General features: G+C 71.4%; 12 protein-coding genes. 6 read left to right on the top strand and 6 right to left on the bottom strand.

The annotated features are described in order from the left end of the window. Positions 1–11 precede the first annotated feature (11 nt). The 3 genes from ACIP8W_RS26010 (at position 12) to ACIP8W_RS26020 (ending at position 7,054) form a co-directional block, all read left to right on the top strand. Positions 12–3,122, top strand: a complete 3,111-nt coding sequence (locus ACIP8W_RS26010) for a LuxR C-terminal-related transcriptional regulator (RefSeq protein ID WP_402204838.1) — start codon at positions 12–14, stop codon at positions 3,120–3,122. Continuing rightward, on the top strand, positions 3,112–5,904 hold the full coding sequence (locus ACIP8W_RS26015) for an ATP-binding protein (RefSeq protein ID WP_402204840.1): 2,793 nt from the start codon (positions 3,112–3,114) through the stop codon (positions 5,902–5,904). The genes ACIP8W_RS26010 and ACIP8W_RS26015 overlap by 11 nt, the downstream gene beginning before the upstream one ends. Before the next feature lie 451 nt (positions 5,905–6,355). Continuing rightward, a complete protein-coding gene (locus tag ACIP8W_RS26020; protein WP_402204842.1) occupies positions 6,356–7,054 on the top strand; it encodes a LuxR C-terminal-related transcriptional regulator in 699 nt (232 codons plus the stop codon). 114 nt (positions 7,055–7,168) lie between these two features. On the opposite strand, the gene ACIP8W_RS26025 is transcribed toward ACIP8W_RS26020, so the two are convergent. Then, complete coding sequence (locus ACIP8W_RS26025; RefSeq protein WP_402204844.1) at positions 7,169–7,795, bottom strand: hypothetical protein; 627 nt, start codon at positions 7,793–7,795, stop codon at positions 7,169–7,171. Between the two features lie 1,136 nt (positions 7,796–8,931). On the opposite strand from ACIP8W_RS26025, the gene ACIP8W_RS26030 reads away from it, so the two are divergent. The 3 genes from ACIP8W_RS26030 (at position 8,932) to ACIP8W_RS26040 (ending at position 10,752) form a co-directional block, all read left to right on the top strand. Continuing rightward, on the top strand, positions 8,932–9,249 hold the full coding sequence (locus ACIP8W_RS26030; RefSeq protein WP_401956488.1) for a hypothetical protein: 318 nt from the start codon (positions 8,932–8,934) through the stop codon (positions 9,247–9,249). A gap of 316 nt (positions 9,250–9,565) precedes the next feature. After that, a complete protein-coding gene (locus tag ACIP8W_RS26035; RefSeq protein WP_401956489.1) occupies positions 9,566–9,973 on the top strand; it encodes a hypothetical protein in 408 nt (135 codons plus the stop codon). Positions 9,974–10,221: 248 nt separating this feature from the next. Then, a complete protein-coding gene (locus ACIP8W_RS26040; RefSeq protein WP_402204846.1) occupies positions 10,222–10,752 on the top strand; it encodes a hypothetical protein in 531 nt (176 codons plus the stop codon). Between the two features lie 162 nt (positions 10,753–10,914). Here the strand turns inward: ACIP8W_RS26040 and ACIP8W_RS26045 are convergent, their stop codons facing one another. The 5 genes from ACIP8W_RS26045 to ACIP8W_RS26065 all read right to left on the bottom strand — a co-directional run bounded on the left by ACIP8W_RS26045 (position 10,915) and on the right by ACIP8W_RS26065 (position 15,671). After that, entirely contained in the window at positions 10,915–11,268 is a 354-nt protein-coding gene (locus tag ACIP8W_RS26045) for a hypothetical protein (RefSeq protein ID WP_401956493.1), read from the bottom strand. Between the two features lie 67 nt (positions 11,269–11,335). Beyond that, positions 11,336–12,367 (bottom strand): LacI family DNA-binding transcriptional regulator, encoded by a 1,032-nt coding sequence (locus ACIP8W_RS26050; RefSeq protein ID WP_401956496.1) that lies wholly within the window; start codon positions 12,365–12,367, stop codon positions 11,336–11,338. 33 nt (positions 12,368–12,400) lie between these two features. Beyond that, entirely contained in the window at positions 12,401–13,318 is a 918-nt protein-coding gene (locus ACIP8W_RS26055) for a carbohydrate ABC transporter permease (RefSeq protein ID WP_401956499.1), read from the bottom strand. Continuing rightward, the gene (locus ACIP8W_RS26060) at positions 13,315–14,355 is read right to left on the bottom strand and encodes a carbohydrate ABC transporter permease (RefSeq protein ID WP_401956501.1); all 1,041 of its coding nucleotides are present in this window, start codon (positions 14,353–14,355) and stop codon (positions 13,315–13,317) included. The genes ACIP8W_RS26055 and ACIP8W_RS26060 overlap by 4 nt, the downstream gene beginning before the upstream one ends. Beyond that, entirely contained in the window at positions 14,355–15,671 is a 1,317-nt protein-coding gene (locus ACIP8W_RS26065; protein WP_401956503.1) for an ABC transporter substrate-binding protein, read from the bottom strand. The genes ACIP8W_RS26060 and ACIP8W_RS26065 overlap by 1 nt, the downstream gene beginning before the upstream one ends. Positions 15,672–15,734 lie beyond the last annotated feature (63 nt).

The raw sequence follows: 15,734 nt of genomic DNA on the forward strand, positions 1-15,734 counted from the left end.
AGGCGGCTGGTGTGAACAGCGGACACAACGAGAACCCGAACGTGGGGCTGACTGTCGAACGGCCCGTCGTGCCATGCGCCGTACCGCCTGTCGCACCCCCTTTCGCGCCTTCTGCCGTCCCAGGCACCGGGCCGCCTGCCATATCGCCCGCCGAGGAGATCGCGCTGCTCGAACGGCGCACCGAGCAGGCGGTGCTCGGATCCGTCCTCGGCGCGCTGGGTGCGGGGCGGGCCGCCGTTGTCACGCTGACCGGCAGGCCGGGGCAGGCGCAGAACGCGCTGCTGCGCTGGGCCGCCCGGTACGCCGAGGGCAGCGGGCTGCGTGTGCTGAGAGCCCGAGCCGCACCCACCGAACGCGACCTGCGCCACGGAGTGACCGTCCAGTTGCTGACCTCCCGGGCGCTCCCGGCCGGTCCGCCCCTCCGTGAACTGGCAGTACGTCAGAGTGGGAAGGGCGACGAGCGGCGTCCGGGCCGGCGCTCCGAGCCGCTTCCCGGACTCGACGGGCTGTTGCGCTCCGCGCGGATCACACCGACCCTGCTGGCGGTCGAGGAGTCGCAGTGGCTGGACCCCGCATCCCTGCACTGGCTCCACTCGCTCGTGCGGCGGCTGACCCCGGACACCCCGGTCGTGGTCATGGCGAGTGGCAGCGGTGTCACCCCCCGGGGCCAGGACCGGCCGGGTCTGCTGCCGCCCTCGCCGGTGCCCGTCAAGCACCTCGTCCCGCGCGCGCTGAGCGAGCGGGGAGTCGCCGCCGCCGTGGAGTTGGGCTGCGGGATCCCCGGTGACCAGCGGTTCGTCGCCGCGGTGTCGGTGGCCACGGCGGGCAGTCCCACGGTGCTGAGCGACGTACTGCACCGGTTCACCGGGCGGGGGTACGCGCCGGTCGCCGCCCGGCTGCCCGAGCTGCACGCGGTCATGGCGGCCGTCCTCGGCGACCACGCGGCGCGGGTGTTGCGGGGGCTGCCCGACGACGCGACCGAGCTTCTGCGGGCCGTGGCCGTCTGCGGCGGTCTGCTGGGCTTTCCGCTGGTGCGCACCCTGGCGGGGGTGCGTACGGTACGGGGGCAACGGCTGCGCGGCACACTGGAGGCGGCCGGTCTCACGGTGTCCACGGGGCAGCGGACGCGTGTGCGTTGCCCGGCGGTCATGGCCCGGGTGCTGGAGGAGATGCCCGCCGGACAGCGGGCCGACCTGTACGGCCGCGCCGCCGAACTGGCCCACCGGGCAGGGGAGAACGACGAGGACATCGCCCGGCTGCTGCTCGGAGCGCCACCCCTCGGCGCGCCCTGGGTGGTCCCCGTGCTCCACCGTGGCTTCGCCGCCGCCCAGCGCGCGGAGGACCACGACCGCGCGGTCGCCCAGCTGTCCCGGGCCCTGAGTGAACCACTCGAACCATCCGAACGTGCCCTGCTGTCGCTGGAGTTGGCGTCGGCGGAAGCGGTGACCGCCCCCGAGGCATCGGACCGTAGGCTCGCCGGGCTCGCCCGCGCCGACCGCCGTTTCCGTACGGTCGCGGCGGGGCCCGCGAACACCTCCGCCACCGGGGTGGTGGCGCGCGCCATCGATCTGGGGCTCGCCAGGGGGAGCGGTGACTGGGCACGCGAGGTGGCGGCCGAGGCGCTGTCCGGCGATGACGTGTCCCACGACCGCCCACCCGACGAAAATCCGCTCCCCAACGGCCCGTCCCGCCATCAACGGGAGGCTCTGGCCGCGTTGTTCTGGCTCGCGGACGAGGACCGGGACGCCATGGAGCCCGCCGTACCCGAGGTGCCCGCGCTGCCGGACCGCCCCGTACCACCGGTTCAGGCGGGTGTACGGGCCTGGCGGCTCGCGGCGCGCGGTGAGGGCCCGGCGGCCGCCAGGGCGCTGGCCCGTGCCGCCCTGGCGGGGCGTGGGCCCGGTGCCGACCTGGTGATGCCCCGGCTGGCCGCCTGCCGGGCGCTCGTACTGACCGACGACTGCGAGGAGGCCGGGGCGGAACTGGACACGCTGCTGGCGGCCGTCCGGCGTGACCGGTTGCGCGCCCCCGCCGCGCGGGTGCTGGCCACGCGCGCCGAACTGCATCTGCACGCGGGCCGTCTCGACGCGGCGGAACAGGACATCGCGGACGCCGAACGGGCCCTGCCGCGGGAGAGCTGGCATCCGCTCGCGCTGCCGGGGCTGATCGGGCTGCGGATCTCCACCGCCATGGAGGCCGGACGGTACGAACACGCCGCCGCGCTCGCCACCGCGCCGGTACCGCCCGGCGCCGAGGAGGGCGCGGCCTGGGCCGTACTGCTCTTCGCCAGGGCGCGGGTCGCCGCCGCGGACGGGAGGTGGGCGGACGCGCGGGAACTGTCGAAGGAGAGCGGCCGTCTGCTGCTGCGCCGGCGGTGGGCCAACCCCGCGCTGTTGGCCTGGCGCCCGCTGGCCGCCGAGGCCGCCCACGTGCTCGGGGACCGCGCGGAGGCGGCGCGGCTGAGCGCGGAGGAACAGTCCCTGGCCCGCCGTTGGGGCACACCGAGCGCGGTGGCCCTGGCCGGGCTGTGGACCGGACCGATGACCGTGGCGGACGGTGGCAGTGGCAGTGGCAGTGGCGGGGCCGGCGATGGTGGCAGTGGGCAGCTGGCCGAGGCCCGGGAGGCGGTCCGGGTGCTGCGCTCGACCCCCGCCCGGCTCTCCTGGCTGTGGGGGCTCTTCCAGCTCGCCACCGCCGAGTTGGAAGCGGGCGACCGGGAGGCCGCCGCCCGTTCGCTGGCCGGGCTGGCGGACTTCGTCGCCGCCCATCCGTCGAGCCGACTGGCCCGGTACGCACACCGGTTCACCGAGCGGCTGACGAGCCCCGGTCTTCCCGTATCCCCGTCCCTCTCCCCGTCGGAGGCGCCATCCGAACCACCCGCACCACCCACGCCACCCGCCCGGCCGCAGGGGTGGCCCGCGCTGTCGGCCGTCGAACGGCACACCGCCACCCTCGCCGGGCAGGGGCTCGGGAACCGGGAGATCGCCGAGACACTGTCGGTGAGCAGGCGCACGGTGGAGCTGCGGCTGAGCAACACCTACCGGAAGCTGCGCGTCACCGGACGCGCGGAACTGCGCGCGTTCGTAAGGACCATGGAAGGACATCAGGCCGATGCTTCTTGAACGGGACACCGAACTGGCCTGCGTACGAACCGCGTTGGCCGACGCCCATGCGGGCATCCCCTCGGTACTGCTGCTGACAGGACCGCTGGGCATCGGCAGGACCGCGCTGTTGCTGCGGCTGCCCGAGCTGGTCGGGTACGGCGAGGTACGCGTCCTGCGCGCGAACGCCGCCGCGGCCGAGACGGACTTCGCCTTCGGGGCGGTGCGTCAGCTCCTCGACAGCCTGGCCGTCGGCACTCTCCACTCGCCCGACATCGCGACGCACGAGGAGGCACACGACGCGATGTACGACACGGCCGGACACGGCATGACCGCCGAATCCCTGTCCGAGGCGATCCTGCAGGGCCCGCACACACTCCTCGCGGACCTCGGGAGCAGCGCGGGGCTGCTCATCCTGGTGGACGACCTCCAGTGGGCGGACGCGCCCTCGCTGCGCTGGCTGGCCCACCTCACCAAACGGCTGCGCGGACAGCGGGTCGTCCTCGTCTGCGCACTGCGGGACGGCGATCGGCGGTCCGGTCACCCGCTGGTGCGGGAGATCGCCGACACGGCCTCCCGGACGCTGCGCCTCGCACCGCTGTCCCCGGCGGCCACCCGGGCGCTGATCCGTGAGCGGTGGGGTGTGCCGGGGCACGAGGAGTACGCGCGTACCTGCCACGGTGTGTCGGGCGGCAACCCGCTGATCCTCACCTCGGTGCTGCGGGACATGGCGCGCCAAGGGCTGGCGCCGGTCCCCGAACACTGCGCGCGGATCCGCGCCCTGCGCCCCCCCGAGCTGCGCGAGCGGCTGACGGCTGCTCTGCGCACCCAGCCGCGGGCGGTCCGCGAACTGGCCGCCGCGATCGTGGCCTTCGGGGGCCACGGCGACCCCGGGCTCGTCGCCCGGCTGGCGGGACTGGACGACAGCGGCTTCGCGGCGGCGCGCCGCGCGCTGGGGGAGACGGGGCTGCTGGCCGGGGGTCGGACACCGGGCTTCGTCCATCCGGTCGTACAGGACGCTGTCGTGGCGTCGCTGAGCGCGGCGGAGCGCGAGCGCGGACACACCGCCGCCGCCGATCTGCTGTACGGGAGCGGCCGGTCGGCCGAGGAGGTCGCGGACCATCTGCTGGCGGGCGCCGTGCTGGGTCGTCCCTGGACGGTGCCCCTGCTGCGTTCGGCGGCGGGTGACGCGGTGCGCCGGGGAGAGTCGGAGACGGCCGCCCGTTATCTGCGCCGCGCGGTGCTGGAACACCGTGCGGGACGGTGTGCCGAAGGAGGGGGCGCGGCAGAGCGCGGAGGGGCCCGGCTGCTGGTCGAACTCGCCACGGTAGAGCGGGAGTTCGATACGGAGACGGCCGAGCGGCATATCGCCCGAGCGATACCGCTGCTGACCACGCCGGGCGACCGGGCCGTGGCCGCGTTGCGTATTCCGCCCGCGCTGCTCGGTGTGGTGTCCCGCCGGGCCGGGGATCTGCTGCGGGCCGCCGCCGGTGAACTCGGCCCGGCGGACCGGCTGGCGGGGGGAGCGCGCGAGAGCGCCCTGCGGCTGGAGGCGCGGCTGCGCCACCACGGGCATGAGAACCCGGCCGAGTTGGCGTCCGCCGTCGCGCGGCTGCGTACGCTCGGGGCGGAACCGCCGCTCGACACGGTCGCCGAACGCGAACTGGCGGTGGTGCTGCTCTGTTCCGCCACGCTGACGGGTGGGGTGCCCGCCGCCGACGCGGCGCGGCTGGCCGGGCGGGTCCTGGAACGCGAACCGGCCGGCTCGGCGGGCGCGCACACCGTGCTGCCGCTGGCCGTGATCACACTGTTCGCCGCCGAGTCCGTGGGAACCGTCGGGTCCTGGCTGGCCGTCGAGCAGCAGACCCGCCGACAGAACGCGACCGGCGCGGCCGGGGTGTTCCTGTTCGCGGGCTGGGCGCTGGTCCTCGCCGCCCAGGGCAGACCGACCCAGGCACGTGAGTACGCCGAGCGCGCCCTGGACCTCGCCGACACGGGCCTGCGCGAGATCTCCACCGTGGTGCTGTGCTCGGTCGCGCTCGAACTGCGCGATCCGGCGCTCAGCGAGCGGATCCTGAGCAGGGCCCGTGAGGATCGCCCGGCGGGCCTGGCGTCGACGGCCGCGCTCCAGATCCTCCGGGCGTCGGTGGACGCCCAGCGCGGGCTGTGGGCCGCCGCCCTGGACACCCTGCTGGCCTGTGGGCGTGGACTGGACGGCTCGGGCTGGCGGAACTCGTCGCTCTTCCCCTGGCGGCCGCACGCCATCGGCCTCCACCAGCGTCTCGGTGACACCGGCGCCGCGCTGGGACTGGCCGAGGAGGAGTACGCGTGGGCCGTACGGTGGGGCGCGCCCGCCGGGATCGGCCGCGCGCTGCGGCTGCGGGGCCGGCTCCAGGGGGCCCGGGGCGTGGGACTGCTGCGCGAGGCCGTCGACGTACTGCGAAACTCGTCGTACGAGCTGGAACTCGCCAGAACACTGGTGCTGTTGGGGCAGCGGCTGGGCCCGGGGGCCGAGGCGGAGGCGGCGCTGCGGGAGGGGGGCGCGCTCGCCGCGTCGTGTGGTGCCCCCTGGCTGGTCGAGCGGGCCGGGCAGGTCCTCGGCAGGGCTGCCGCGCCACGGACGGCGCCGCTCACCCGGGGCGAGCGGCGGGTGACCGCGCTCGTCAACCGCGGCCTCAGCAATCAGGAGATCGCGGGTGAACTCGGCGTGAGTTCCCGGGCCGTCGAGAAACATCTGACTAATTCCTATCGGAAGCTCGGGATCTCGGGAAGGCATGAGCTGGCGGAGGCTCTTCCACAATGAATTCGGACGTCTGTACGTTAATGGCGCGTCGAGGCCCCGTGGCCTTTGGGGCTGCCGTGACCGCTGATTCTGTGGGGCCGAGGGGAAATGCCGAGGCAATCGGGAGGAAACCTCGAACATGTCTCCGCCGACGGCGCGTTCCCCCTGCGGCATGCCCGGGATGCCGGATTTAATCCGCCGGGCCGAGGTGCGTTACGGACCGAACCTTCTGCCCGAGCGACCACAGCATTAACCCTGTGAACAGGGTTTTTTTGACGCACCCGCGTGAAGTTACCTAGCCTCGACAGGGCGAACTCGACAGGGCGGAAGAGCCGGTCGACCCGGCCGTGAGGCCGGATGACGACGTTGTCCAAGGCGACGACGGCGTTGTCCAGGACACGGTCGTCCAGCACGCTCCGAACGACATTGAACATTTCCGGTAAACGGGGGACCCGAAAGGATGGGCGGTCTCGTGGCGATTGCCGCACTCGCAGACTCGGCGCAGGTCACAACCAGTGACCTCTTGCACGAAAGGAATGGGCACGGAGGCGCCGAGCACTTCGACCAGCCAGGGCTGTGCATGGCCTCACTCGATCCTGATCTGACCATTCAGCAGGCGAACGAGGAGTTCTTCCGCCGGTTCGGTGACACCCGATTCGGTGACGCCTCGGCAGGGGTCTGCGGCCGCAGCTTCCGCGAGCTGGTGCATCCCAGTGTGCAGCAGCCGTTGATGCGTCAGTTCTCCCGGCTACTGGAGGGGAAGCGGCAGCGGTTCGCCTCTCATGTGGTGGCCGTGGGGCCGGAGGACGCGGCGTTCGCCGGCACGCTCACCGCCGCGGCGGTGAGCGGCGAGACCCCCGATGTGGCCGCGATCCTGGTGCTCATGCGCTCCTCGGACAGCTCCGAGGACGCGGGGGTGCTGACCCACCAGAAGAAGATCCTGACCGAGATCGACGCGCGGATCCTGGAGGGAATCGCTGCCGGGCTCTCCACGATCCCGCTGGCGTCGAGGCTCTATCTGAGCAGGCAGGGCGTCGAATACCACGTCACGGGGCTGCTCAGAAAGCTCAGAGTGCCCAACCGGGCGGCCCTGGTCTCCCGGGCCTACTCCATGGGCGTCCTCACGGTCGGCACCTGGCCGCCGAAGGTCGTCGAGGACTTCATCAAGTGACCGGCATCCTCAACGGATGACGGTCCCGCCGGACCGTGCGGCCCTCGACGGGCCACACGGTCGGGCGGATTCTCGTACGGTGCCGCGGCGCGATGTCGCCGCCGGGGCCCGGCCTCAGCTGCTGGACGCCTGGTAGAGGCCCCGGCCGGCGCGGTGTGCCCGGGAGCTGCCGACCAGCCGGTCCAGGGTGCTGCGCACCGCGTTGATGCTGCCGGGGGTCTCGTCGCGGCCGAGTACCTGCGCCACCTCGCGGGCCCGCACGGGGTTGCTCCCGGCCTTGGCCAGGACGTCGAGGATCTGCTCGGTCAGCCCGCTGTTCTTGTCGTCCTCGGCGGCCGCGTCCGCCTTCTTCGCGGTGGCCTTGACGGCCTTGGCGGGCTTCGCCGTGGCGGCCTTCGCGGCCGGACGGCGCTTGCTCTCCGGGGTGGTCTCCGCGGCCTTCGCCTTGCGGGGTGCGCGCGTACGTACCGGCGCGGCCGTGTCCTCGGCCGCCGCCGGGGCCGCCTCGGGCGACACCGTCGGCTCCGGTACGAACGCGGCGGCCTGGGCCGCCGGTGTCACCGACAGCGTCTGGAGCGCGGTCAGGGCGGTGCGTACCGAGTCCAGACGCCCGGTGACGGCCGACAGTTCCTTTTCGAGTGTCTGCTGCTGTGCCTCCAACTGTGGGAGTTCCGAGCGCAGAAGTGCCGCCGTCGCCTCGATGCTGCCCGGTGTGGCGGGTGTGGAAGTGGTGGATGTCATCGTGGTGCCCTCTCTCTCGTGCCACCGCGCTCGCTTTCGGCGGTGACCGCTGTAACGCAGCCTAGGCCCTGCGGTGTGTGCTGTTGTGACAGGGAGCGGTCCACGGCCCTGTGAATGGCCTAGGAACGGTGCGGAACGGGGGATGTGAGCAGGGGGTGAGTGAATGTCGCCAGGGTGACGCGAACACTCCACGAGGGTTGCTCCGAGGGTGAGTTGACACGGGCGAGGGGTGGTGGAAACCACTCCCGGGGTGGCGGGAGCGACGAGTGAGGGACGCCTGGACATCTGTGCGTAATGGAACGGCGGCTCGAAAGTGAGGCGTTGCTGTTACCGTTCACCGCGCCCGGTCGTGCACGGGAGGTCCGTGTCCGCTCCTCGCCGGTCCCCGTCCCGCCAGGCGCTCCGTTCCGGCCTGGCCGACCCATCCACTGCGCCGACCCATCCACTGCGCCGGCGCATCGACTGCGCCGGCGCCCCGGTCCGGTCCCCCGGACGCCGGGCCGGACGCCGAGGCGGTACGGGAAACACGTACCACCGGCAGGGGACGCGCGGTGTTCCGGGTACCGAGCGCGGCGGCGATACGGCAGTGGTCCGTACGTGTGTTCGCTCCGGTTTCGCGGCGCGGACCCCGAGGGTGGCGCCCACCGGCACGACTGGCTGGCGGTGCCGACGGACACACGCCGCCGTACGCGTCGGCGCGATCGCCGCCATCCGCCTTTCCCGTCCCTGGTGTTCGCCCTGTCGGTGTGTGTCGCGGTCCCGGTCCCTGTGCTGTCCCTCCAGGCCCGCACCCGTGCAGAGAAGGTGCCCGCGGCTGCTCACCGAAGGCTCGGAAACCCCACCTGGCCTCACCGTGAGGGGTTAACAGCACGGAAAAAAGGTGAGTCCGGAGAAGATACCGGAGGTCAACGGACGGGCGTGGCGGTGTGGTTCGCGCGAGAGCCGGATGTACGTGACGGGGAGGATTTGGCTAAGGTGCGGTGAAAGTTCTCCTCGCATATACCCAAATGTTCACCAAGAGAGTTCGATTTCCCTTCAGGTCTCTTTTGGAGGAAAGCGGTGCCCGAGTCACTCGATCGAGGGTGATCCGGTTCACCCGCCGCCCCGCCGCCCCGCAGTGCACCAGAGAGAAGGCCATGAAGCGCATACTCACCCGCTCGGGGAAGGGTCCGTTCCGCGTCGCCACGCGTGAGGAGTTCATCCAGCAGGACCTCATAGGAACGAACTCCGGCAACCTTCTCTTCCGTGACGCCGCGCGCAAGATTCTGCTCACGGCGGGCGCCGAAGTGACGTCCGACGGACTGCGGACCGAGGTCTCGGCGGAGCGCGCGGCCCGGATCAGCGAGGAGTACGACGTGTTCGTCGTCCCCCTCGCCAACGCGCCTTCCGGCTCAGCTTCCGGCCCTCCCTGGACCGACTGTCCGCCCTTATCGAGCAACTCGCCATTCCCGTAGTGGTCATGGGCGTCGGAGCACACGCGGGCGACGACTACGACACCGAACGGCTACGGGCGATCGAATCGTCCGTCAAGCGTTTCACGCGTGCCGTGCTGGAGCGGTCCGCCTCCGTCGCGACTCCTCGGCCGCGGGGGGGGGGGGGGCGAGGACGCCCTGCCCCGTCGGCTCACCCACCCGCTGCTCCAGGAGGACAAGGTCAGGGCTCCGCTCGGCCCGACGACCTGGCTCACCGGACTGTCCACGTACGACTTCTCGTACGGCACCCGCAGCCACGGCAAATATCTCGGCCCTGCTCGCCGATACCCCCGCGGTGGTGCTGGCCCATGACTCCCGCACCCTGGAACTCTGCCGGTACTTCGGGATCCCGCACAGGATGCTCAACACCTTCACCCACGGCGACGGCGGAGCCGCCTTCCGAGCACGCCTCGATGCCCTGGAGTTCCCGCCCTCGATCGAGGTGTGGGACGGCTCGGACGACGGTGCCCTGAGATGCCGCATCAGCAGACTGCGCGAGCAACTGGTGGAGAACAGAGTCATGGCCGACCGGCACATCACCGGACTGACGAAGGCGAACAAAGATCTCCAGAGGCAAGTAGCCGCAATGAAGAAGCAGTTGGCGGCCACAGAGAAAAGAGTGGCGGGCATGGAGAAGCGTGCGGTGGTACGTGTCGGCCCGGCGATACGGCGCCGTATCCGCCGTGTGAAGCCCGGCGGCGCCTGAACTCGACCGTCTCCGTACGACGTTGACGGTGACGCGGAACGCTTCCGGCGGAACGTCTTCTCCCCGCTCGACAACCAGTTCCCGACCGGTCACACCGACGGCTCCGGCCGGGGCGCGGGTGTGGTCCCGAGCGGCCACACCACCGAGCGCGGGGTGAGCGGTGCGCCCACCGGATGGTGAGGAGGGCGGTGTCGTCGGCCGTAGGATCGTGGGGCTGTCCGCCGCACACCGTCAGGAGGCACGCGTCGATGACGCCGCCCGCTACCGCACGAGTCCTCGTGACTCTCGACGAACGGCTCGCGCAGGCAGCCGCGGAGCAGCAAGGGGCCCTGTGGAGACTGGCAGAACCGGGGCGCGGTCTGGACGCCAACGTCGTCCGGCTGGCGCCGGGCAACGGGGTCGCCGAACACAGCGACGACGTCCTCGATGTGCTGCTGGTCGTCCTCGACGGCCATGGCCGTCTCTCGACCCCGGCGGGGAGCGAGCCGCTCACCCCGCACTCGGTGGTGTGGCTGCCCAGAACCTCGCGCAGAGCGCTGACGGCGGGGGAGCGTGGGCTGGTCTATCTGACGGCGCATCGGCGCCGCCCGGGGCTGTCGGTGGCCGGAGTGCTGTCCGGGCGGAACGGTACGCCGTCCGGCGCGTGGGCAAGCGGGGGAGGCGAGTCGGGCGGCGAACCGCCCTGCGCGCTCAACCGGGTCTGCGCCGAGTGCGGACACCTCGCCCAGGAGAACGACGCGCGGTTCTGCGCCCGGTGCGGACATCCGCTGCCCGACTGACACCCGGGGGCGGCCGGTCAGTCTCCCCGGAGGCCCGGAGGACCGGCCGCGCTGTTCCGGCCGTACGCCGTCACACAGCCGTACGCCGTCACGCAAACGTACGGCCGTCGCATGAACGTACGGCCGTCATGACGTACGTCTCCGTGCCGATGTACGTTTCCGTCACGCCGACGGGTCCTCGACCCCGTCCAGCGCGTCGAGGGCCCCGCCCAGCCAGCCGCGCGCCTGGTTGACCGCCATCGCGAACCGTCCCTGTGAGAAGCCGCTGGTGAGCGGATTGATGCGGTAGTTCCCCGCCGCCTTCTCCGCCCTGAGCACCGCCTTGGCCGCCCGTGCCAGCCGCTCCGCGGCCTCGCCCGGCTCCGGCTCCCCGCCACCGGTCAGCTCCTCGGCACAGCGGCCGATCTCCCGCGCGTATCCGCCGAGGCCGTCGGCCCGCTCGATGGCCTCGGGTCCGTCGAGCGCCCCGAGGGCGTCCTGGATCTCCTGAAGCCTGTTCCGCGACTCGGGGTTCATGCGGTGCTGGTGTCCTTACGTCCGTACGCGGGTGCTCTGCCGGGAGCAGCCTAGACGCAGGGGCCGGTCAGGCCGAGTCCCGCTGGACCAGTTCGGTCGGGAGGATCACCGTGGAGGCGTCCTCCCCGCCGATCTGGGCGAGCAGCACCCGTACCATCTCCGCGCTGATGCGGTCCCAGGGCTGGCGGATCGTGGTGAGGGCGGGCCGGGTGTCCAGGGCCGCGGGGGAGTCGTCGAAACCGCCCACCGCGACATCGTCGGGCACCCGGCGGCCCGCGTCCCGCAGGGCGGTGAGCACACCCTGCGCCATCAGGTCGGACGCCACGAACACGGCGTCGAGATCCGGGGCGCGGCGCAGGAGTTCGGCGGCGCGGGACTCGCCGCTCGCCCTGCTGTAGTCGCCGGAGACGATGAGCCGCTCGTCGGCCTCGATGCCGGACTCGGCGAGGATCTCGCGGTAGCCCGCGAGCCGCTCGGTGCCTCCGGGGGTGTCCAGCGGACCGGTCACCGTGGCGATCCGGCGGCGGCCGGTCCGTACGAGATGGCGGACCATCTCGCGCGCGCCGTCGCGGTCGTCGGCGGCGACATAGCTGACCTTCGAACTCTGCCCGAGCGGCTTGCCACAGGAGACCAGCGGGATACCCGCCGCGCGCAGCTGCTCGGCGACGGGCTCCCCGGAGTGACTGGACACCAGCAGGACGCCGTCCACATGGCCGGAGGTGATGTACCGCGCTATTCTGCGCCGCTCGTCCTTCGTGCCCGCGATCATCAGCAGCAGCGGGATGTCGTGGGCGGCCAGCGCCTGCGTACAGCCGCGCAGCAGCACATTGAAGTTGGGGTCCTCGAAGAACCTCTCCTGCGGCTCGGTGAGCAGGAACGCCACCGAGTCGGAGCGGCCCGTGATGAGGCTGCGGGCATGCCGGTTGACGACATAGCCGGTCCGGCGGATCGCGGCGTTGACCGCTTCCTCCGCCGCCGGGCTCACATAGTGGCCGCCGTTCAGGACGCGGGAGACCGTGCCCCGTGAGACACCGGCCTCCCGGGCCACATCATGGATCGTGGGGGGCTTGCGCCGGCCGTTGCTGCCCGTGCGGCTCATACCTGTCGTTCTCTCATGATCGTGCCTGTCGTGTCAGGACTTTACGGCCCCGGACAGCAGATCCAGGCTCCAGAACCGCTGGATGACCAGGAACAGCGCGATCAGCGGCACCACCGCGAGCAGCGCGCCGGTGATCACCAGGGTGTAGAGCGCCGGGGTGTTGGAGCCCTGCTGGAGCAGGGTGTACAGACCGAGGGTGACGGGGAATTTCTGGTCGTCGCCCAGCATGATGTACGGCAGCAGGAAGTTGTTCCAGACGGCGACGAACTGGAAGAGGAACACCGTCACCAGCCCCGGCAGCATCATCGGCAGCGCCACCGACCGGAAGATCCGCCACTCGCCGCCGCCGTCCATCCGGCCCGCCTCGACGACATCGGGCGGCACGGCCGCCGCCGCGTAGATCCGGGCGAGGTAGACCCCGTACGGCGAGAGGACCAGCGGCAGCAGTACGGAGAGGTAGCTGTCGGCCATATCGGCCTTGGCCATCAGCAGATACTGCGGTACGGCGAGGATCACCGGCGGCATCAGCACACCGGCGAGCAGTACGTTGAAGAGCGTCTCGCGGCCCCGGAAGCGGTAGATCGCGAGCGCGTACCCGCTGAGCGCGGAGACCGCCGTCGACAGCAGGGCGCCGAGTCCCGCGTAGAAGAGGGAGTTGAGCATCCACCGCCAGTACACACCGTCGCGGTACGCGGACAGTTCGGCGATGTTGCCGGCGAACCCGGTACCGGGCAGGAAGGTGAAGGTGGAGAACAGCTCACGGCCGGACTTGGTGGAGGCCACCACGATCCAGACGACGGGCAGCAGACAGTAGAGGGCGCCGATCAGCAGCGCGATGGTCGGTACCCAGGCGATACGGCGGCCGTCCCGGCCGCGGCGCGGCGGCCCCTGGGCGGTGCCCGGGGTCGTACCGGCGTCGGGGGCGGCCCGGCGGGTGGTGACAGCGGTCACTGGGACTCTCCCTGGTTCGAACGGGAGCCCACGGTCTTGAGGAAGCCGAAGGACAGCACAAGGGTGATGGCGGCGATGACCACGGAGGTGGCGGCGGCCGAATAGATGTCGTTCTTGACGAAGGCGTCCTGATACACCTTCATCAGCGGTGACCAGGTCGTGGACAGCGAGTTGGTCAGCGGCTTCAGGGTGGTGGGCTCACTGAACACCTGGAGCGTCGCGATGATGGAGAAGAAGAACGTCAGCACCAGCGAGGGCGCCACGATCGGGATCTTGATCCGCAGCGCGATCTGGAGCTGCGAGGCGCCGTCCAGCCGGGCCGCCTCGTAGATCTCGGCGGGGATCGAGCGCAGTGACGTATAGATCACGATCATGTTGAAGCCGGTGCCGCCCCACAGGGCGATATTGGCCAGCGCGATGTAGAGCGGTCCGCCGTCCAGCAGATTGGGCTGGGGCAGGCCCCACTTGTCGAGCAGGTAGAAGAACGGGCTGACGTCGGGCAGATAGAGGAAGCCCCACATCAGCGCGGCGATCACACCGGGTACCGCGTACGGAAGGAAGATCGCGAGCCGGGAGAAGCCGCTCAGCCGGGTGCGCTCGGCGTCCAGCATCAGTGCCAGCAGCAGGGCGAGTCCGAGCATGCAGGGCACGACGATCGCGCCGTACCCCAGCACCCGCAGGGCGCTGGAGAGCAGTTCGGAGTCGGACAGGGCGTCGGTGTAGTTGGACAGCCCCGCCCAGACCTCGGTACGGGCGCCGCTGCCGAGCCCCAGCCCCTTGACCTCGACCTTGCGCAGGCTCAGATAGAGCGCGTAGCCGATGGGCAGGGCGAAGAACAGTGCGAACAGGGTGATGGCGGGCAGCAGGAAGGCGTACGGGGCGTTGCGTACCCGCCTGCTCGCCCGGGAGCGGCCGGGGCGCGGGGCCGGGGCCTTGGGGGACGCGGTCTCGGCGACGGTGGTCTCGGGGGCCGTCATGGAGTCGGGGGCGCCCGGCGCGCGGACGGAGCCGCGCGCCGGGCTCTGGTCGGCGGCCATCAGCCGATGACCCCGAAGCCCTGCTTCTTGAGGTCGGCGACCGTGGCCTGCTGCATGTCGGTGAGCGCGGCGCCGAAGTCCGACTTGTCCTTGGCGGCCTGCGAGAAGGAGTCGCGGAACGTGGTGTACGCGACATTCACGTTCGGGCCCCAGGCGGAGGGCGCGGTGCCCTTCGCGATCTCGGCGGCCGTGGTGTAGAAGTCGGGCTGGTTCGAGAAGAACTCGGGCGCGGTGCTCATCGCGCCACTGGTCTGCGCGGCGGTGGCGGCCGGGTAGATCCCGCTCTCCTTCACCAGCGCGGTCAGCGCCTCGCTGTCCGTGTTCAGCCAGGCGGCGAACTTGGCGGCGGCCTTCTTGTGCGGCGAGTCATTGGTGACAGCGGTGGACGAGCCGCCCCAACTGCCGGTCTTCTGCTCGCCCTTGTTCCACTGCGGCAGCGGCGCCATGGCCCACTTGCCCTTGGTGTCGGGTGCCGCGGTGGTCAGGGTACCGGGCGCCCAGACGGCGCTGACCCAGGCGAGCTGCTTGCCCGTGTTGAGCGCCTTGTTCCAGGCCGGGGTGTACATGGGCTGGTTGTCGATGGAGCCGTCCTTGACCAGGGAGCCCCAGAAGTCGGCGACCTTCGTGGTGGCGGCGTCGTCGATGCCGACCTTCCACTTCTCGCCCTCGGTCGTCCACCACTGGGCGCCGGCCTGCTGCGCCAGGCCCGCGAACAGCCCGGAGTCGTTGCTGGAGAAGGTGGTGAGGGCCTTGGCGGGGTCCGCCTTCTTCAGGGCGCGCGCGGTCGCGGCGAACTCGTCCCAGGTGGTGGGCACGGTGAGCTTGTACTTCTTGAAGAGGTCCTGACGGTAGTAGAACATCATCGGACCGGAGTCCTGCGGGATCGCGTAGACCGCGTCCGTGCCGAGGGTGGTCTGCTGCCAGACGCCGGGCGCGAACGCGCTCTTGGCGTCCTTCGTCTCGGCGGCTATGTCCGCCAGGACATCATTGCTGACCAGGGTGGGAAGCGCCTGGTACTCGGCCTGCACCAGGTCGGGGGCCTGCTTGGCCTTGGCCGCGGTGATGATCTTGGTGACCAGGTCGTCGCCGGACGCCTGCTTCTTGACCGTCACCGTGATCCGGTCCTTCTTGCCCTCGGTGGCGTTCCAGAGGTCGGCGACCTTGTCCATACCGGGCGCCCAGGCCCAGTACGTGAGCGAGACGGGCCCCTCGGCCTCGGCCTTGTCGCTGCCCGAACCGCAGGCGGCGAGGGTGGTGGCGCCGAGTGCGATGGTGAGGGACGTGGCCACGAGGCGTCGTCGCGTCGTGAAATGCATGGTGTTACTCCCCTGACGAAGGTCTCCGACGTGAATGCGGCAGACCGGCCATGCTCTGTGAGC

This window comes from Streptomyces sp. NPDC088554, from assembly GCF_044752945.1.
Taxonomy (GTDB): Bacteria; Actinomycetota; Actinomycetes; order Streptomycetales; family Streptomycetaceae; genus Streptomyces.

Coding starts and splice junctions, on each gene's coding strand:
- ACIP8W_RS26015 (WP_402204840.1), top strand. CDS start 3,112: ATGCTTCTTGAACGGGACACCGAACTGGCCTGCGTACGAACCGCGTTG.
- ACIP8W_RS26025 (WP_402204844.1), bottom strand. CDS start 7,795: ATGACATCCACCACTTCCACACCCGCCACACCGGGCAGCATCGAGGCG.
- ACIP8W_RS26030 (WP_401956488.1), top strand. CDS start 8,932: ATGAAGCGCATACTCACCCGCTCGGGGAAGGGTCCGTTCCGCGTCGCC.
- ACIP8W_RS26040 (WP_402204846.1), top strand. CDS start 10,222: ATGACGCCGCCCGCTACCGCACGAGTCCTCGTGACTCTCGACGAACGG.
- ACIP8W_RS26045 (WP_401956493.1), bottom strand. CDS start 11,268: ATGAACCCCGAGTCGCGGAACAGGCTTCAGGAGATCCAGGACGCCCTC.
- ACIP8W_RS26050 (WP_401956496.1), bottom strand. CDS start 12,367: ATGAGCCGCACGGGCAGCAACGGCCGGCGCAAGCCCCCCACGATCCAT.
- ACIP8W_RS26060 (WP_401956501.1), bottom strand. CDS start 14,355: ATGGCCGCCGACCAGAGCCCGGCGCGCGGCTCCGTCCGCGCGCCGGGC.
- ACIP8W_RS26065 (WP_401956503.1), bottom strand. CDS start 15,671: ATGCATTTCACGACGCGACGACGCCTCGTGGCCACGTCCCTCACCATC.